This window comes from Streptomyces sp. NPDC096132, assembly GCF_044763345.1.
Taxonomy (GTDB): Bacteria; Actinomycetota; Actinomycetes; order Streptomycetales; family Streptomycetaceae; genus Streptomyces.
The window spans coordinates 965,391-982,670 of the sequence record NZ_JBIWGA010000001.1 but is presented as its reverse complement, the minus strand read 5'-3'; the positions used below and the strand labels follow the sequence as shown (position 1 = coordinate 982,670).

15 protein-coding genes are annotated in these 17,280 nt (G+C 68.7%); 4 read left to right on the top strand and 11 right to left on the bottom strand.

Annotated features, from left to right (window positions below; genetic code table 11):
* Nucleotides 1-29: 29 nt before the first annotated feature.
* The gene (locus ACIRF9_RS04225; protein WP_403816134.1) at nt 30-2,231 is read right to left on the bottom strand and encodes a transglycosylase domain-containing protein; all 2,202 of its coding nucleotides are present in this window, start codon (nt 2,229-2,231) and stop codon (nt 30-32) included.
* 288 nt (nt 2,232-2,519) lie between these two features.
* On the opposite strand from ACIRF9_RS04225, the gene ACIRF9_RS04220 reads away from it, so the two are divergent.
* Nucleotides 2,520-2,738, top strand: a complete 219-nt coding sequence (locus ACIRF9_RS04220; protein ID WP_403815949.1) for a zinc ribbon domain-containing protein — start codon at nt 2,520-2,522, stop codon at nt 2,736-2,738.
* 62 nt (nt 2,739-2,800) lie between these two features.
* Here the strand turns inward: ACIRF9_RS04220 and ACIRF9_RS04215 are convergent, their stop codons facing one another.
* The 3 genes from ACIRF9_RS04215 to ACIRF9_RS04205 are packed head-to-tail and all read right to left on the bottom strand — an operon-like array spanning nt 2,801 to nt 7,310.
* The gene (locus ACIRF9_RS04215; protein WP_403815947.1) at nt 2,801-3,613 is read right to left on the bottom strand and encodes an HAD family hydrolase; all 813 of its coding nucleotides are present in this window, start codon (nt 3,611-3,613) and stop codon (nt 2,801-2,803) included.
* The gene (locus ACIRF9_RS04210) at nt 3,613-6,120 is read right to left on the bottom strand and encodes a phosphoribosyltransferase (RefSeq protein ID WP_403815944.1); all 2,508 of its coding nucleotides are present in this window, start codon (nt 6,118-6,120) and stop codon (nt 3,613-3,615) included. Before ACIRF9_RS04210 ends, ACIRF9_RS04215 begins: the two co-directional genes overlap by 1 nt.
* A gap of 23 nt (nt 6,121-6,143) precedes the next feature.
* The gene (locus ACIRF9_RS04205) at nt 6,144-7,310 is read right to left on the bottom strand and encodes an HpcH/HpaI aldolase/citrate lyase family protein (protein ID WP_403815941.1); all 1,167 of its coding nucleotides are present in this window, start codon (nt 7,308-7,310) and stop codon (nt 6,144-6,146) included.
* Between the two features lie 186 nt (nt 7,311-7,496).
* On the opposite strand from ACIRF9_RS04205, the gene ACIRF9_RS04200 reads away from it, so the two are divergent.
* Nucleotides 7,497-8,249: a TerD family protein gene (locus tag ACIRF9_RS04200; RefSeq protein WP_403815938.1), complete on the top strand. Its 753-nt coding sequence runs from the start codon at nt 7,497-7,499 to the stop codon at nt 8,247-8,249.
* Nucleotides 8,250-8,276: 27 nt separating this feature from the next.
* On the opposite strand, the gene ACIRF9_RS04195 is transcribed toward ACIRF9_RS04200, so the two are convergent.
* The 6 genes from ACIRF9_RS04195 to ACIRF9_RS04170 form a co-directional block, all read right to left on the bottom strand.
* Nucleotides 8,277-9,014, bottom strand: a complete 738-nt coding sequence (locus tag ACIRF9_RS04195; RefSeq protein WP_403815935.1) for a Tellurium resistance — start codon at nt 9,012-9,014, stop codon at nt 8,277-8,279.
* A gap of 133 nt (nt 9,015-9,147) precedes the next feature.
* Nucleotides 9,148-10,296: a DUF475 domain-containing protein gene (locus ACIRF9_RS04190; RefSeq protein WP_403815933.1), complete on the bottom strand. Its 1,149-nt coding sequence runs from the start codon at nt 10,294-10,296 to the stop codon at nt 9,148-9,150.
* A gap of 126 nt (nt 10,297-10,422) precedes the next feature.
* The gene (locus tag ACIRF9_RS04185; protein WP_403815930.1) at nt 10,423-10,998 is read right to left on the bottom strand and encodes a TerD family protein; all 576 of its coding nucleotides are present in this window, start codon (nt 10,996-10,998) and stop codon (nt 10,423-10,425) included.
* A gap of 119 nt (nt 10,999-11,117) precedes the next feature.
* Nucleotides 11,118-11,693 (bottom strand): TerD family protein, encoded by a 576-nt coding sequence (locus tag ACIRF9_RS04180; protein WP_403815927.1) that lies wholly within the window; start codon nt 11,691-11,693, stop codon nt 11,118-11,120.
* A 148-nt stretch (nt 11,694-11,841) separates the two neighbouring features.
* Nucleotides 11,842-12,300: a peroxiredoxin gene (locus tag ACIRF9_RS04175; RefSeq protein ID WP_359287187.1), complete on the bottom strand. Its 459-nt coding sequence runs from the start codon at nt 12,298-12,300 to the stop codon at nt 11,842-11,844.
* Between the two features lie 110 nt (nt 12,301-12,410).
* Nucleotides 12,411-12,848 carry a DUF3052 domain-containing protein gene (locus tag ACIRF9_RS04170; protein WP_403815923.1) on the bottom strand — a complete coding sequence of 146 codons (438 nt, stop codon included), beginning with the start codon at nt 12,846-12,848 and terminating at the stop codon, nt 12,411-12,413.
* Nucleotides 12,849-13,190: 342 nt separating this feature from the next.
* Here ACIRF9_RS04170 and aceE point away from each other — a divergent pair, with 342 nt between their 5' ends.
* The gene (aceE, locus tag ACIRF9_RS04165; protein ID WP_403815921.1) at nt 13,191-15,938 is read left to right on the top strand and encodes a pyruvate dehydrogenase (acetyl-transferring), homodimeric type; all 2,748 of its coding nucleotides are present in this window, start codon (nt 13,191-13,193) and stop codon (nt 15,936-15,938) included.
* A 70-nt stretch (nt 15,939-16,008) separates the two neighbouring features.
* Nucleotides 16,009-16,797 carry a potassium channel family protein gene (locus tag ACIRF9_RS04160; RefSeq protein WP_403815919.1) on the top strand — a complete coding sequence of 263 codons (789 nt, stop codon included), beginning with the start codon at nt 16,009-16,011 and terminating at the stop codon, nt 16,795-16,797.
* Here the strand turns inward: ACIRF9_RS04160 and ACIRF9_RS04155 are convergent.
* The gene (locus ACIRF9_RS04155) at nt 16,751-17,056 is read right to left on the bottom strand and encodes a small hydrophobic protein (RefSeq protein ID WP_403815916.1); all 306 of its coding nucleotides are present in this window, start codon (nt 17,054-17,056) and stop codon (nt 16,751-16,753) included. The two genes, ACIRF9_RS04160 and ACIRF9_RS04155, sit on opposite strands and share 47 nt — an antisense overlap.
* Between the last annotated feature and the right edge of the window lie 224 nt (nt 17,057-17,280).

Below are 17,280 nucleotides of genomic sequence, written 5' to 3'. Positions count from 1 at the left end.
AGGTTGGGGACACGGGGCCCGTTCGGTGGTCAGCCGAGCGGGCTCATGGCACCTGACCAGATGCCGTACGGGACGCTGTCGTCGGTGGTGCCGGCGATGCCCTCCAGTGGCAGTGGTTCCAGGCTCTTGGTGAGGTCGATGCGGTAGACGACGACCGCCGTGGACACCTTCTCGGCGGTGCCGACGTACCAGGCGGCGGTGTCCTTGTCGGTGGTCCCGGCCTTGCCGGCCGGCGTGGACGAGTCGGCCCCGGACGCGGTGGCCGCCTGCTGCCCCGCGGGCACGTCGGACGGGTGCGCGGCGCGGAAGGAGTCCTGGAGCGCGCTGGTGACCTCCTGGGCCACCTCGGCGCGCACCGCCCGGCGCGCGGCGGGGGTGTCCATGGCGACCTTGGAGCCGTTCCTGGTGATCTTCCGCACCGAGTACGGCTCGGTGTGCCTGCCGTCGGCGGCGAAGGTGGAGTAGCCGCTCGCCATCCGGATCGCACTGGGCGTGGAGCTGCCCAGGGACAGGGCGGGCACCTGGGCGCCGATGCTGGACGACAGGAAGCCCGAGTCCTCCGCGGTCGCGCGCACCTTGTCCAGGCCGGTGTCCATGCCGAGCTGCATGAACGGCGTGTTCACCGACAGCTCCAGCGCCCGGTGCAGGGAGATCTGCCCGTAGGACCTCTCCCCGTCGTTCTCGGCGGCGACCCGCTTGCCGTTGCGGTCCCAGTAGTAGCCCTCGGGGGTGGTCAGCAGCACCTTGTTGTCGCCGTTGTAGAGGGACTCCCCGGTGACCTGGGTGGTGTCCCCGTCACGGGTCTTGTGGATGCCGTTCTCCAGCCCGGCGGCGTACACGAACGGCAGGAAGGCGGTGCCGGCCTGGACGGTGGTGGCGTTGGACTCGTTGTAGCCCTGCGTACGGTGGTCGGGGCCGCCGTAGACGGCGAGGATCCGTCCGTCGGAGGCCACCGACGCGGCGCCGTAGTGCGCGCTCTTCGCCTTCTTCGGCTCGTCCTTGAGGGCCTGCTTGCGGGCCTTGGTCACGGCCTCGGTGAGCTGGCCCTCACGCTTCTTGTCGAAGGTCGTGTAGATCTGGTAGCCGCCCAGGTCGAAGTCCTTGTCGGAGATGCCCGCGGTCTTCTTGGCGTACTGGGAGGCGAGTTCCACCAGGTAGTCGCTCTGCTCACCGGTGTCGTACAGCGGGTTGCTCTTCAACGGCTCGGGGAACTTGGTGTACTTGGCGCGCTCGGCCTTCGTCAGCTTGCCGATCTCGACCATCCGGTCCAGGGTCCACTCCCAGCGCTCCACGGCCCGGGCACGGTTGGCGTTGCTGATGGTCGGGTCGTACAGGCCCGCGCCCTTGAGGAGGGAGGCGAGGAACGCGGCCTCGCTGGCGTTGAGTTCGCCGACGTCCTTGCCGTAGTAGGCCTGGGCCGCGCGCTGGATGCTGTAGGCGCCACGGCCGAACCAGCTGGTGTTGAGGTAGCCCTCGAGGATGTCGTCCTTGCTCATCTGGTTGTCCAGCTTGAGCGAGATCATCGCCTCGGTGAACTTGCGGCTGACCGTCTGTTCCTGATTGAGGTAGACGTTCTTGACGTACTGCTGGGTGATCGTGGAGCCGCCCTGGGTGTCGCCCTGGCCGATCGTGCGGAACAGGGCGCGGGAGATGCCCTTGAAGGAGATGCCGGGGTCGCTGTAGAAGCTCGCGTTCTCGGCCGCGAGGACCGCCCAGCGGACGTCCTCCGGGATGTCCTTCAGCGGCATCGCCTGCCGCTGCACCCAGCCGGTGCGGGCCATGGGCGTGCCGTCGGCCCAGAAGTACACGTTGTCCTGCTGGGTGGCGTACGAGTTGAGGTTCTCCGGGATGTCGGTGGCCGCGTAGGCGACGACGAGGAAGAGGCTGCTGAGGCCCAGGGAGGCGAGGAAGCCGCCCAGGCACTGCCGCCAGGAGGGTATCCAGCGCCGCCAGTCGGTACGGCCCGGGCGCGGGTACTGCGGGCGCAGCTTGCGGGCGTAGGGAGTGACACGAGCCACATACGGACCCAGGACGGCCACGAGGGGCGCCAGACGCGAACCCAGAGCCGCGGATATTCGGGCAAAGAGGGGGGGCCGGGGGGCTTTGCGTCGATTTTTCGAAGAACGCGCTTTCTCGGGACTTACGGACGTGTCGGGCACATTAGGTATGTCCGACATTCGCAGCTGCATGGTCTCGTCCGCCCGGAAAGAGGCGGGGACCTTCAACTGCATGGTGGCGTCCGGCTCTTGGGGCTCCTCCCCCTGCCCCACCTGGGTCACTACGCGTCTCCCTCCGCACTTTCGTGTTGCTCGCACAGGTAGACGTACAGACGTACGAGGGTTTGACATGGTTGCCGTGGACGCGGCTGCAAACCCTGAATCCCCCCGACCTCGCGGGTCGTCGCGGCACCTTAAATTACCAGCGCTCTTCGCAAAGTCTCCACATAAGAAAACGACAGAAGCGAACACAGCCAAAACTCTGGGCCGCGCTTCCGGGCATATGGGGATTAGCCTGTCGGCATGCCTCGCTACGAGTACCGCTGCCGGACCTGCGGCAACACGTTCGAACTGAGCCGTCCCATGGCCGAGTCCTCCGCACCGGCGGCCTGTCCGGCCGGACATGAGAACTCCGTGAAGCTTCTGTCCACGGTGTCCGTCGGCGGCACGGCGAACGCCCCCGCGCCCAGGTCGGGGGGCGGGGGCGGAGGCGGTTGCTGCGGCGGAGGCTGCTGCTCCTGACAGCTACCGGGGCCTCCGGAAGTCGTTGAACGGCTACCGGGACCCCTGGAAGTCGTTGAGGGCTACACGGGGCCTCTGGACGTCTTCAGGAACTCCCGCAGGATCCGCTCACCGGCCAGCACACCCCGCTCGGGCAGGGCGGTGATCCCCGGAGCCGTCCACTCGGTGTCCGCGAGCTCGCCGTGCCCGGGCCGCCAGCCGCGGTCGCCGGCCAGCAGCAGGTCGGCGTCGAGCAGGGAGTCACCGGCGGCCAGCGTCAGCTCGGCGCCGGTGCGGCGGGCCACCTCGCGCACGGCCGCGCTCTTGGTCAGCGGCTTCGGCACGGCGTAGATCTTGCGGCCCTGCAGCGACACCGTCCAGCCCCGGTTCTCCGCCCAGGCCCCCAGCTCCTTCACCCACTCCTCGGGCAGCAGCTCACGCTCCACGACGAGGTAGGCGAACAGGTCTTCGGCGATCCGGTGCTTGCGCACCCAGAGCGGGTCGGCGGTGGCCTCCAGGTACTCCCGGACCTCCTCCAGCGGCGCGCACTGCTCCGCCAGCAGCGCGGTCACCCCCGCGTGCCAGTCCGGGTCGGAGACTCCGTCGACGAGGAGATGGCCGCCGTTGGCGGTGATCGCGTACTTGGGGGCCGGGCCGGGGAGATTGATCCGCAGGTATTGCTTGCGCGTCCGGGTGGTCGTCGGCACGAACACCGCCGTGTCCCCGAGGTCGGCGAGCAGCCCGGCCGCCGTCTCCGTCATGAAGGACAGCGGTTTGCTTTCGTGTACCTCCACGCACAGCAGCCGCGGCGCCCGCGCGTCCGGCATCGTCAGCGCCAGCGCGGCCGAGGAGTAGATGAGCGTACGGTCGAGGTCGCTCGCCACCAGCACCGGCATCAGACCGCCACCGCCTTGCCGTCGGCGCCGGTCGCCCCGCGCGTGTACTTCGGGTGGATCAGCCCCACACAGGTGTACGGCAGATCGCCGACCTCCTCCACGGGCACCCCTCTCTGTTCCGCGAGCAGTCGTACGTGGTCCAGGTCGGCGCCCGCCCCGGCCCGCGCCAGGATCTTCCACGGCACCCGGCGCAGCAGCACCCGGGTGGTCTCGCCGACGCCCGGCTTGACCAGGTTCACGTCGTGGATGCCGTACTCCTCGCTGATCCGCTCGACGGCCGCCCAGCCCTCCCAGGTCGGCGTGCGGTCACTGGCGAGCAGCTCCTTCACCGCGCCGGCCACCGCCTCCGCGACCTCCGGGAAGCGGGCGGCGACGGCGTCCAGGAAGGCCACGGACACATCGGCGCCGGCGAGCTCCCGATAGAACTTCGCTCCGTGGAAGTCGTCCGGCCCGACCAGGTCGGCCCGCAGCACGGTCCGTGAGATCAGCCCCGACACGGTCGAGTTGAGACACGCCGACGGGATCAGGAAGTCGTCCCGGGTGCCGTACGTCCGTACGCACGAGCCCGGGTCGGCCAGCACCGCGATCTCCGGGTCGAAGCCGGCCGCGCCGCCCGCCGCCTCGAACTCCTCGATCGCCGCCGCCAGTTCCCGGGTGATGGCACCCTTGCCGGTCCAGCCGTCCACGAACACCACGTCCCGCGGGTCGTGGTGGGCGGCCAGCCAGCGCAGCGCGTTGGCGTCGATGCCCCGGCCGCGCACGATCGACACCGCGTAGTGCGGCAGGTCGAGACCGTACCGGTGCTGCGCCCAGCGGCGCATCAGCACCCCGACGGGGGTGCCGGCACGGGCGAGCGAGACCAGCACCGGCCGCGGCGACCGCTCGGCGATCACCGTCTCCGTCACCACGCCCACCGCCTGCGCGATACGCGCCGCCGAGGTCTCCAGGGCCGCGTGGAACAGCTCCTGGTACTGCTCGCTCGGCTGGTACTCGACGGGCAGCGACTCCGCGTAGTGCGCTCCGCCGCTCTGGATGGCCTCCTCCCGCTCCTCGGTCGGCGCCTCCAGCGTCACGTCCGAGAGGTCCTGGAGCAGCCAGCCGACCTCCTCGGGCGGGTACGAGGAGAAGGCGGGGCCGCGGAGGGGCTCGGGCAGCATGGCGTCTCTCTTTTCGGGCAGTGCGGCTGCGTACAGCGGCTCGGGGACGTACGACGGTACGACCGCGAGGACCACGTGCGGGGTGTGCGCGGCGAGCTGGGCCAGGAGGCCGTCGGGGGCGTGCAGGTCGGCGGTGTCGGCGACCGAGTCGACGACCGCGATCACGGCGTCGAAGCCGCCACCGGCGACGTTATAGGCATAACGCTCGCCGGGGCCGTCGGCGGGCTCGTCGTGCGCGGGGAAAACGATTCGGCTGCGGATCGCGTATCCGGGGTCGTCGACGGCGAGGACCGGTGAGCGGGTGGTGGTGGAGTAGCGGACTTCCGCGTCCACCATGTGCTCCAGCTCTTGAGCGAGGCGCAGGGGGGCGTACATGAGCTCTTCGAAGCCGAGGATGTGCACGCGGTGCGCGTCCTTGGGGAGTGCCTCTGCCAGGCGGGCGGCCATCGCGGGGAGGGCGGCGTTCAGCTGTATTCGGTGCTCGGGGGTGAAGCCGTGGCGACCGCCGTCGGGGAGGCCGGGGGGCCAGTGCAGGTCGACTCGGTGGTGTGTCGGCTGTCCGCCGGTGGGGGCTGGTCGCGCCCACGCGGCGGTAGCCGCAGATTCAGCACGGCCCCGCGCCCCTAGGTGGGTGGACTCGTGCCTTGCTACCAAGTCCTGGCCCTTTTCCAGGACGCCCTCCGGGAGTCGCACGGTGCCCGATGCCGCTGCCACCAGGTCCACCCTCGCGCCGATCTCGCGGGCGAATGCCCCCAGGCGGCCCGCGTCCGTCGGTGAGCGCATGTCGACCAGGGCGACGACCACGTACCGTCCGCGCGGATAACGCTCGTGAAGATCCCTGATCGTGTTCAGGACCGTGTTGCCGGTGGAGAACTCGTCGTCGACCAGGACCAGGGGGCCGTCTCCGACCAGCAGGGCCGGGTCCTCCGGGAGGAGGAGGTGGGAGGTGGCGTGGGAGTGGGACTCCTCGAAGCCGCCCGCCGCCGCGACGCCCGAGACCGGGCGGCGGGTGGAGTGCAGGTAGGGCGCGGTGCCGAGGCCGTCGGCGACGGAGTGGCCGAGGCCGGTGGCGGTCTCCGCGTAGCCGAGGACGACCGCCCGCGCCGCCTCGGCGCCGAGCAGTTCGCGCACCCGGCGGCCGAGGGCGAAACCCTGGCCGTAGACGACGGACGGCGACTGCGGGACGTGCTTGCCCAGCACGTTGGAGACCAGCAGATGCGCCCGCTTGGGGTTGCGGCGCAGTGCCAGCCCCAGCAGGTCCTTCAGCGTGTCGTCCCCCACGAGCTCGACGCCGAGCCGCTCGGCAACCCAGCTCCCTGACCAGACCCCGTTGTTCACTGCGTTGTTCATGCGTCCCTAGGTAGTGAGGCGAGTTAGCCGGGTATGCCGGCGGCGAGCAGGTCGACGAAGCTGACGTCCTCGTTGGCCACACCGAAGACCTCGGCGCGCAGCATGGTCCGCTCGGCCCAGGCGCGGTGCGGCTTCACCTCGTTCATCTTGTTCGTGTACTGGGACCTGAGGACACCCCCACCGCCGCGTTCCGGCCGCAGGATGTCCGCCGCGTCGCTGTACTCCTCGTGACTGACGACGGACAGCGCGTGCACGGCCGGCACATGGGAGGGGTGGATGCAGGTCTTGCCGAGCAGGCCGTTGGCCTGGTCGAGGGAGATCTCGCGCAGCAGCCCGTCCATGGCGTGCTCAATAAGCTTCTCGCGCAACTCCACGGCCTGCCCCTCCAGGAAGGGGCTGTGCCGCAGCATCGGCTTGAACATGCGCTCCGGGACCCGGAAGTACTCCCACACCGGCCCGGTCACGGTGAACCCGGTGCCGTCGGCGCGGCCCAGCATGTTCACCACGTCGGCGATCACGGAGGCGACGATCTGGACGTCGTAGGCGGTCATGTCGGGGGCGCGGCGCAGGCCGTACGAGGAACAGAAGTCGGTCACGCCGAGCCGCAGCGCCAGCACGCGGCCCCGGTACTTGTCGACGGCGCGGGCGATGCCCTCCAGGGCGTCCACCCGGGACTCCCGGTACATCAGCTCGGGCGTCTCCAGGACGGGCATGCCGAACAGGCGGTGCCCGCTCGCGTGCTCGGCGGAGGCGAGGGCCTCCAGGAAGGGGATGCCGCGCTCCTCGGTGAACTTCGGGAACACGAATCCGCTCAGCAGGTGCGCGGTGGCTCCGAGCCGCCGCACCAGGTCGGGGATCTGCTCGGGCGTGCGCACCCGGATGAAGAGCAGCGGCACCTCTACGTCCGTACGCCCCGCGAGGTCGGCGAACTGCCGGACGAGGTTCTCCTCGCCCGCCAGGACGTCCTCGTCGCCGATGGAGTCCTCCAGGCACAGCACCATCGAGACCACGCCGCGCCCGGTCTGCTTGACGATGTCGTCGGCCAGCCGCGGCCGCGTGGCCGGGCTGTAGAGCGTGGCGCCCAGGGCCGCGGAGAGCAGCCTGGCCGGGGCGGCCGTGTCGAAGACGCACGGCTCCCGGTGGAAGAGGCGCTGACGCACCTCAGGGGCGAGGTGCCCGAAATGACGCATAGATCTCCCCCGTGCTGCAAGGTCAGGCTGTGGATTCCACAAGAGGTGGCCGGTAATAGTACGTAGAAGTCCATGTCAGGGGTTCCCTCCGGGCATGAATTTCAGGTAACTCGCCCGTGTGGGTTCGCCTGTGTGTCCGTGTACCCCACGTTGTCGTGATCAGGACCGAGAGGGCAGGATGACCGCATGACGCACGCGATGCTGAAGGGGTCCAACGTCCCGCTCAAGACAACAACGGTACGCGCTGTGCTGCGCTGGACGCCCGGGCAGGGAGTTCCGGACGTCGACGCCTCCGCGCTGCTCCTCGGCCCCGACGGCCGCGTGCGCTCCGACGAGGACTTCGTCTTCTACAACCAGCCCCGGCACCCTGCCGGGAAGGTCTGGCGGCTCGGCAAGAAACGGGTCGCCGAGGGCCTCACCGACACCATCCAGACAGATCTGGCCGGTGTCGAGCCCGGCGTCAGCCAGATTCTCCTGGTCGCTTCGGCGGACGGCGTCACCTTCGACCGCGTACGTTCCCTCAGCATCCTGCTGTACGACGCGACGACCGAGGGCGAGGCCATCGCCACGTTCGACATTCGTCCCGAGACGGGCGAGGAGACCGCCCTGATCTGCGGGGAGCTGTACCGCCGCGGCGAGGGCTGGAAGTTCCGCGCCCTGGGCGAGGGCTACTCCAACGGCCTCAAGGGCCTGGCGACCGACTTCGGCATCTCGGTGGACGAGTCGGGGGAGGCGGCCGACACCGCGGACCCGGCCCCGCTCCCGCCCTCCCCGAGCCTCTCCCAGCCCCTCCCCCCGGAGCAGCCCACGGCGGCGGTCCCCCCACAGCAGCCCCAGCCGGCCTACGGCTACCCGAACAACCTCCCGACGCATGGAAACGCCTACCCGGAGGGTGCCTTCCAGCTACCGCCGCAGGGCCCGCAATTCATCGGGCGCTAGGGGCAGCGCCCGGCACATGACCGGGCGCTACTTCTCCACCTTCGTCTTGTAACCCCGCCCCCACTGCAACCCCCACCCGTACAACCGGTCCAACTCGGCCTGGAAGCCGTACACGAACCGCACCTCCCGCCGCACCACCAGCTCCCCCTTCACGTTCTCGATCATCACCACCGCGCAGGACCGAGCCTGGGGATGCCGCTCGTCGAGACCTATCTCGATCCGCGGCCCGTTGCTGGGATACAGCGTCACCATCGCGTGCGTCCGGTCGAACGCCGGCGTCTGGTCGTAGATGTACACGAACACCAGCAGCCGCTTGATGTCGTCCCGGTGGTCGAGGTTGACGTACATCGTCTCCCCGGACGCCGACCCGAACCGGTCGTCCCCGCTGAGCTTCACGTAGGGCGCCGCGTTCACGTCCCCCAGCAGCCCGCCGAGCGGCTGTACGACCCCTTTGGTGCCGTCGGACAGCTCGTACAGGCAGCCCAGGTCGAGGTCGACGTTGACCATGCTCTGGCTGTGCCCTATGACCTCGGGGGGCCGCAGCGCCTTGAAGGGGTGCCGCAGCAGACTCTCCCGCTGCGGCCCGCCGATGTCGGAGGTCCGCATCCGCCAGGTCAGGTTGACCCGCAGGTTCCCGGTGGCCGCGCCCTGTTTGGTGAGGGAGACCTGGTGATGCCGTTTGGTCAGTTCGATCGCGTTGGTCGCCGCGCTGCCCGAGTCGAAGTCAGCCGTTCGACTGCCCAGAAGCCCGTCGAAGAAGCCCATTCCCGCCCCCACGTCTCTCTCACATGACAAACCGGCGGGGCGGCCGTGGAGGACAGCTTCCTCACCGACCGCCCCGCAAAGAGCGTTCCTCGGCGAAACCCCGTTCACACGGGCGGGGTCTCGCCAAGACGTCTCATACCCCGGACGAGACCTCAGTCTTCTCGTCCGAGCCCTCCGCTTTTCCCTCGGCCGCCGCCAGCGCCTTGTTGCGGCGCACGGAGGACCAGAAGGACCAGGCGATCAGGATGACGCCGACGAGGCCGGTGATGACCTCGTTGATCTCGTACTGGATGGTGACGAGCAGCAGCACGGCGAGGGCGCCGATCGCGTAGTGGGCGCCGTGCTCCAGGTAGACGTAGTCGTCCAGGGTGCCCTGGCGGACCAGGTAGACGGTCAGCGACCGGACGTACATCGCGCCGATGCCGAGGCCCAGCGCCATCAGGACGATGTCGTTGGTGATGGCGAAGGCGCCGATCACCCCGTCGAAGGAGAAGGACGCGTCGAGGACCTCGAGGTAGAGGAACATGAAGAAGGCGGCCTGGCCGGCCAGCAGCACCGCGGACTTCGGCTTGCCCGTCCGCGCGGCCTCCTCCTCCGCCTCGTGCTCGCGCTCCTCCTCTTCCTCGAGTTTGTCCTCGAAGTAGCCGGAGAGACCGCCGACGATCATGTAAGTGATCAGACCGGCGATACCGGAGATCAGCACGGTCTGCGCCTTGTCGACGTGACCACCGCCGTGCTGGTGGGCGTGGGTGGCGAAGGTCATCGAGGTGATCAGCAGGACGATGAGCGCGATGCAGACCGACAGCATGTCGACCTTGCCGAGCTTGGCCAGCGGGCGCTCGATCCAGCGCAGCCACTGGATGTCCCGGTCCTCGAAGATGAAGTCGAGGAAGATCATCAGCAGGAACATGCCGCCGAAGGCGGCGATCGACGGGTGGGCGTCGGTGACGAGTTCCTGGTAGCGGTCCTTGTTGTTCAGCGCGAGGTCGACGGCCTCGATGGGGCCCATCTTGGCGCTGACCGCGACGATCACGACGGGGAAGATCAGCCGCATGCCGAAGACCGCGATGAGGACACCGACGGTGAGGAAGATCTTCTGCCAGAAGGCATTCATCTTCTTCAGGATTCCGGCGTTGACCACCGCGTTGTCGAACGACAGCGAGATCTCGAGGATGGAGAGGATCGCCACGATGCCGAAGGCCTCCCACCCCCCGTAGAAGACCGCAGCGACCAGGCCGAGCGCGGTCACCGCGAACGACCAGCCGAAGGTTTTCAGAAGCACTGGCTACCCAATCCCTGTGTGTACGGGTCTCCCCCGCGCCGTACTCGGCTTTACGAAACTTTGAAGCTGAAGTCTAGTCCCGCACTCTTCGCAGCCCACGGGGGACCGGCTTTTGCTCATAAAGCGCTAGGAGACGTTCACTCCGAAGTCCAGCGCGATGCCCCTGAGGCCGGACGCGTACCCCTGGCCGACCGCCCTGAACTTCCACTCGCCCTGGTACCGGTAGAGCTCGCCGAAGATCATCGCCGTCTCCGTGGACGCGTCCTCGCTCAGGTCGTAGCGGGCGAGTTCCTGGCCGTCGGCCTGGTTGACGACGCGGATGAAGGCATTGGAGACCTGTCCGAAGGTCTGCCCGCGCTCGTCGGCCATGTGGATGGAGACCGGGAAGACGATCTTGTCGCACTGGGCGGGCACCTTGGAGAGGTCCACCAGGAGGGACTCGTCGTCGCCCTCGCCCTCACCGGTGAGGTTGTCACCGGTGTGCTCCACGGAGCCGTCCGGGCTCTTGAGCTGGTTGTAGAAGACGAACCACTCGTCCCCCATCACCCGCCCGCTGTTGCACAGCAGCGCGCTGGCGTCGAGGTCGAAGGGGGCTCCGGTGGTGGAGCGCGCGTCCCAGCCGAGCCCGACCATCACCTGTGTGAGGTTCGGCGCGGCCTTGGACAGGGAGACATTGCCTCCCTTGGCGAGCGTGACGCCCATGTTCCTGGTCCTCCCCTGGGTGGTGCTCGGTGCTGCTTCTTCGGTTGTCCTTGCGCGTCCGGCGCCGCCCCTAAACGGTGCGGCGCCGGACATAGTGAAACCTTCGGGCGCCCCCGAACTCAGACGTTGACGCCGAAGTCCTGGGCGATACCGCGCAGGCCGGAGGCGTACCCCTGGCCGATGGCGCGGAACTTCCACTCCGTGCCGTGGCGGTAGAGCTCGCCGAAGACCATCGCGGTCTCGGTCGAGGCGTCCTCGCTCAGGTCGTAGCGGGCGATCTCGGTGCCGCCGGCCTGGTTCACCACGCGGATGAACGCGTTGCGGACCTGGCCGAAGGACTGCTGGCGGTTCTCGGCGTCGTAGATCGACACCGGGAAGACGATCTTCTCGATGTCGGCCGGGACGCCGGCCAGGTTGACCTTGATCTGCTCGTCGTCGCCCTCGCCCTCACCGGTGAGGTTGTCACCGGTGTGCTCCACGGAGCCGTCCGGGCTCTTGAGGTTGTTGAAGAACACGAAGTTCGCGTCGCTGCCGACCTTGCCGGAGTTGTTCAGCAGCAGCGCGCTCGCGTCCAGGTCGAAGTCGGTGCCGGTCGTGGTGCGGATGTCCCACCCCAGACCGACGATGACCGCGGTGAGGCCCGGGGCCTCCTTGCTCAGCGATACGTTGCCGCCCTTGCTGAGGCTGACTCCCACGACTCCTCCATTGGTGTCCCGGGGCGGGAAGCCCCGTCGTGCGTTGGATATCGGATCAACGAGTCGATCCTAGTAACGGGTTCCCGACCCACGCAGGCCCTGGAGCCGATGAATCACAGGTGTCGGTGACAGCGGGGGCCGCGGGGGCTCAGAGGGTGTCGAGTGCCTTGACGTACTCGCCCAGGTCGCGGGCGTCCGGCAGCGCGTTGACGACGGTCCAGCGGACCACGCCCTCCTTGTCGATGACGAAGGTGCCGCGCACCGCGCAGCCCTTGTCCTCGGCGAAGACGCCGTAGGCGCGGGAGACCTCGCCGTGCGGCCAGAAGTCGCTGAGCAGCGGGTACTCCAGGCCCTCCTGCTCGGCGAAGACGCGCAGGGTGTGGATGGAGTCGTTGGAGACGGCGAGCACCTGGGTGTCGCGGTCGGCGAACTTCGGCAGGTTGTCACGCACCTCGCACAGCTCGCCGGTGCACACGCCGGTGAAGGCGAAGGGGTAGAAGAGCAGGACGACGTTCTTCTCACCACGGAAGTCGGAGAGCTTCACGGTGGCACCGTGGTTGTCCTTGAGCTCGAAGTCGGGGGCCTTGTCGCCGACCTGGATCGCCATCGCGGAGATGTCCCTTCGGGTGGGGCTGTCTGGGTGAGAACACCCTACGCAGCCGTCACCGAAAGCCGACGGACGGGCCGAGCGCAGGGCTCGGCCCGTCCGGCCTCACATCACTTCTTGGACTTGGCGGCCTTGGGCGTCACCAGCCGGCTGCCGCTCCAGTCCTTGCCCACGCTGACGCTCTTGGAGGCGGACAGGCCCGCCGTCGTCGCGGCTTCCGAGATGTCGCTCGGCTCCACGTAGCCGTCACGTCCGGTCTTCGGCGTGAGGAGGAGGATCGAGCCGCCTTCTTCGATGTACGTGGTGGCGTCCACCAGCGCATCGGTCAGGTCGCCGTCCTCGTCGCGGAACCACAGCACCACGGCGTCGGCCACGTCGTCGTAGTCCTCATCCATCAGCTCGGCGCCGATGGTTTCCTCGATGGACTCGCGGAGTTCCTGGTCGACGTCGTCGTCGTAGCCGATCTCCTGGACCACCTGCTCGGGCTGGAAACCCAGCCTGACGGCAGGGCTCGTCCGCTCCTCCGCGTGGTCCGCGGTCGCGCTCACGGGTTGCCTCCTGATCATGTCTTGGGAATAACTCAGCCACGCGCGTGCGCGAAGCATTGGCCGTAGTCCACACGGGCGGGGCGGATCGCGCAAGTACCCGGCGGTTCGGACCGCCGAAACGGTGACGATCCTGGCCGTGTCGACGCAACTCCAGGCACGCCATCCGGACGGATGGTGACGTACACCACACCTATCTGCCCTGTTTGCGTATTTGAGAACCATCCAAGGGTACGAGACTCGAATGGACACCGGTTACCTCGGGGTAGAGATGACGTTTGGGCTTCCGAGGTACACGATGGGGGGCGGTGCAGATACTGGAGAACAGCGAGAGTAAGGAACAGCGTGGCTTCCGGATCCGATCGCAACCCGATCATCATTGGCGGCCTTCCGAGTCAGGTTCCTGACTTCGATCCCGAGGAAACCCAGGAGTGGCTCGACTCCCTCGACGCCGCGATCGACGAACGCGGCCGGGAGCGGGCCCGTTACCTCATGCTGCGCCTGATCGAGCGGGCCCGCGAGAAGCGCGTGGCCGTGCCCGAGATGCGCAGCACGGACTACGTCAACACCATCCCCACCAGGGCCGAGCCGTTCTTCCCGGGCAACGAGGAGATCGAGCGCCGGATCCTCAACGCGACCCGCTGGAACGCCGCCGTGATGGTGTCCAGGGCCCAGCGGCCCGGCATCGGCGTCGGCGGCCACATCGCCACCTTCGCGTCCTCCGCGTCCCTCTACGACGTGGGCTTCAACCACTTCTTCCGCGGCAAGGACGAGGGCGACGGCGGCGACCAGGTCTTCTTCCAGGGACACGCCTCCCCCGGCATCTACGCGCGCGCGTTCCTGCTCGACCGGCTCAGCGAGCAGAACCTGGACGCGTTCCGCCAGGAGAAGTCGAAGGCGCCGTACGGGCTGTCCTCGTACCCGCACCCGCGGCTGATGCCGGACTTCTGGGAGTTCCCGACCGTGTCGATGGGCCTCGGCCCGATCGGCGCGATCTACCAGGCGCGGATGAACCGCTACATGCACGCGCGCGGGATCGCCGACACGAGCAAGTCCCGCGTGTGGGCCTTCCTCGGCGACGGTGAGATGGACGAGCCCGAGTCGCTCGGGCAGCTGACCATCGCCGCCCGTGAGGGCCTGGACAACCTGACCTTCGTCGTCAACTGCAACCTGCAGCGCCTCGACGGGCCGGTGCGCGGCAACGGCAAGGTCATCCAGGAGCTGGAGTCGGTCTTCCGCGGCGCCGGCTGGAACGTGATCAAGCTGATCTGGGACCGCACCTGGGACCCGCTGCTCGCACAGGACCGGGACGGCATCCTGGTCAACAAGATGAACACGACCCCGGACGGGCAGTTCCAGACGTACGCCACCGAGCCCGGCTCGTACATCCGCGAGCACTTCTTCGGCGACGACCAGCGGCTGCGCGCGATGGTCCAGGGCATGACCGACGACCAGATCCTGCACCTGGGGCGCGGCGGCCACGACCACAAGAAGATCTACGCGGCGTTCAAGGCGGCCGTGGAGCACACCGGCCAGCCGACGGTGATCCTCGCCAAGACGATCAAGGGCTGGACGCTGGGCCCGAACTTCGAGGGCCGCAACGCCACGCACCAGATGAAGAAGCTGACGGTCGCCGACCTCAAGGGCTTCCGCGACCGGCTGCACCTGCCGATCTCCGACAAGGAGCTGGAGTCCGGCGTGCCGCCGTACTACCACCCCGGGCGGGACTCGGAGGAGCTCCAGTACATGCACGACCGGCGCAAGGGCCTCGGCGGGTACGTCCCGACGCGTGTCGTGCGCTCCAAGCCGCTCGCGCTGCCGGACGACAAGACGTACGCGACCGTGAAGAAGGGCACCGGCCAGCAGTCGATCGCCACGACCATGGCGTTCGTACGGCTGCTCAAGGACCTCATGCGGGACAAGGAGCTCGGCAAGCGCTTCGTGCTGATCGCGCCGGACGAGTACCGCACGTTCGGCATGGACTCGTTCTTCCCGAGCGCGAAGATCTACAACCCGCTGGGTCAGCAGTACGAGGCGGTGGACCGGGATCTGCTCCTGGCCTACAAGGAGTCGCCGACCGGCCAGATGCTGCACGACGGCATCTCGGAGGCGGGCTGTACGGCGTCGCTGATCGCGGCGGGTTCGGCGTACGCCACGCACGGCGAGCCGCTGATCCCGGTCTACGTCTTCTACTCGATGTTCGGTTTCCAGCGCACCGGCGACCAGTTCTGGCAGATGTCGGACCAGCTGGCGCGCGGTTTCGTGCTGGGCGCGACCGCCGGCCGCACCACGCTGACGGGCGAGGGTCTGCAGCACGCGGACGGCCACTCGCAGCTGCTGGCGTCGACGAACCCGGGCTGTGTGGCGTACGACCCGGCGTACGCGTTCGAGATCGCGCACATCGTGCAGGACGGGCTCAGGAGGATGTACGGCAGTTCGCCCGAGCATCCGCACGGCGAGGACGTCTTCTACTACCTCACCGTCTACAACGAGCCGATCCGGCACCCGGCCGAGCCCGAGAACGTGGACGTCGAGGGCATCCTCAAGGGCATCCACCGCTTCAGCGAGGGCACCGCGGGCCAGATCCCGGCGCAGATCATCGCGTCCGGGGTGGCGGTCCCGTGGGCGGTCGAGGCGCAGAAGATCCTCGCCGAGGAGTGGAACGTCAAGGCCGACGTCTGGTCGGCGACCTCCTGGAACGAGCTGCGGCGCGAGGCCGTGGAGGCCGAGCGGCACAACCTGCTGCACCCGGAGGAGGAGCAGCGGGTGCCGTACGTGACGCGCAAGCTGTCCGGGGCCGAGGGGCCGTTCGTGGCCGTCTCGGACTGGATGCGGTCGGTGCCGGACCAGATCGCCCGGTGGGTGCCGGGGACGTACCAGTCGCTGGGCGCTGACGGCTTCGGCTTCGCCGACACCCGTGGGGCGGCCCGGCGCTTCTTCCACATCGACGCGCAGTCGGTGGTCGTGGGGGTGCTGACCGAGCTCGCGAGGGAGGGCAAGGTCGACCGGTCGGTGCTGAAGCAGGCGATCGACCGGTACCAGCTGCTGGACGTGTCGGCGGCGGACCCGGGGGCTGCCGGAGGAGACGCGTAGCGCCCAGCACACGAAGGGGTGGTGGAGCCGATGGCTCCGCCACCCCTTACGCGTTCTTTACGATGCCTCCATGCACGAACGAACGGCGCAGGAGCGTTGGGAAGAGCTGAGCCAACGGCCGTTGCTGGCCCTCGCCCTGGTGTTCGCGGTCGCCTACGCCGTACCGATCGTGGACACATCGGCCGGGCACACGGTGACGGCCGCGTGCACCGTCGTCGAGTGGGTGGTGTGGGGGGCGTTCGCCACCGACTACCTGGTGCGGCTGGTGCTGACGCCGGACCGGCGGAAGTTCGTCCGTACCCACTGGCTGGACCTGTGCGCGGTGGTGCTCCCGCTCGTCGCGGAGCTCCGGCTGCTGCGGCTCGTCTCCACGCTCCTGCTGCTGGGGCGGCGGGCGCGGATGGCCACCCAGATCCAGGTGACGACGTATGTCGCGGGGGTGGTCGTCGGGCTGCTGATGTTCGGGTCGCTCGCCGTGCTGTCGGTGGAGCGGGAGTCACCGGACGGGAACATCCGCACACTGGGTGACGCCCTGTGGTGGTCGTTCACCACGATGACCACGGTGGGTTACGGCGACCACGCGCCCACCACCGGGATGGGCCGGATCATCGCGGTCGGGCTGATGCTGTCCGGCATCGCGCTGCTGGGCGTCGTGACCGCCAACATCGCCGCCTGGTTCATCGAGCGCTTCGAGAAGGACGACGTGGAGGAGCGGGCGCAGACGGAGGCGATCCTCGCGCTGACGGAGGAGGTACGGGCGCTGCGGGCGGAGGTGGCGGCGCTGAAGTACCGGTCGCAGGGGGCGGAGCCCCTCAAAGCAACCCGTTCCCCGGTGTCGCCGCCCCCGCCAGCCAGATGATCGCCAGGAGGAGGTCGATCGCGCCCAGGGCGACGGCGACCAGGGCCGGTACCGGGCGGGGGCCCGACCAGGTGCGGCCCATGGCCAGCCAGCCGCAGACGATCGCCGCGGGACCCAGGACGATCCCGAGGGTGAAGAACCCGGCGACCGCGCAGACCAGGCCGACGATGCCGAGGGTCGCGCTGTCCGGCCCGGTCCGTGACCCCATGCGGCCACGTGAGCGGGGGTACCTGCGCGTGCCGTGTCCGAAGCCGGCCATCGTCAACTCCCTGGTCTCCTGGGATGTTTCGATGGCCGGGTACCCACCGCGCGCGGTTCATGCCCGCCCAAGCCGAAGGCCGCGGCGCGCTGTCCCCCTCCGGCAGCGCGTCGCGGCCCTGGCCGCCCTCCCATCCGGAGGGCTTGACTAACTGTGACCTGCGGCGCGTGCCGGAGGCGAGGGACCTTTAGCGTTGTCACCCTGATAGGGGAATTCCCTTGAAA

Bases quoted from the DNA above. Each gene is read 5' to 3' on its own strand.
- ACIRF9_RS04215 (WP_403815947.1), bottom strand. From the start codon at position 3,613: ATGCCGGTGCTGGTGGCGAGCGACCTCGACCGTACGCTCATCTACTCC.
- ACIRF9_RS04185 (WP_403815930.1), bottom strand. From the start codon at position 10,998: ATGGGCGTCACGCTCGCCAAGGGAGGCAATGTCTCCCTGTCCAAGGCC.
- ACIRF9_RS04175 (WP_359287187.1), bottom strand. From the start codon at position 12,300: ATGGCGATCCAGGTCGGCGACAAGGCCCCCGACTTCGAGCTCAAGGAC.
- ACIRF9_RS04210 (WP_403815944.1), bottom strand. From the start codon at position 6,120: ATGAACAACGCAGTGAACAACGGGGTCTGGTCAGGGAGCTGGGTTGCC.
- ACIRF9_RS04205 (WP_403815941.1), bottom strand. From the start codon at position 7,310: ATGCGTCATTTCGGGCACCTCGCCCCTGAGGTGCGTCAGCGCCTCTTC.
- ACIRF9_RS04160 (WP_403815919.1), top strand. From the start codon at position 16,009: ATGCACGAACGAACGGCGCAGGAGCGTTGGGAAGAGCTGAGCCAACGG.
- ACIRF9_RS04195 (WP_403815935.1), bottom strand. From the start codon at position 9,014: ATGGGCTTCTTCGACGGGCTTCTGGGCAGTCGAACGGCTGACTTCGAC.
- ACIRF9_RS04155 (WP_403815916.1), bottom strand. From the start codon at position 17,056: ATGGCCGGCTTCGGACACGGCACGCGCAGGTACCCCCGCTCACGTGGC.
- ACIRF9_RS04225 (WP_403816134.1), bottom strand. From the start codon at position 2,231: ATGCAGTTGAAGGTCCCCGCCTCTTTCCGGGCGGACGAGACCATGCAG.
- ACIRF9_RS04200 (WP_403815938.1), top strand. From the start codon at position 7,497: ATGACGCACGCGATGCTGAAGGGGTCCAACGTCCCGCTCAAGACAACA.
- ACIRF9_RS04220 (WP_403815949.1), top strand. From the start codon at position 2,520: ATGCCTCGCTACGAGTACCGCTGCCGGACCTGCGGCAACACGTTCGAA.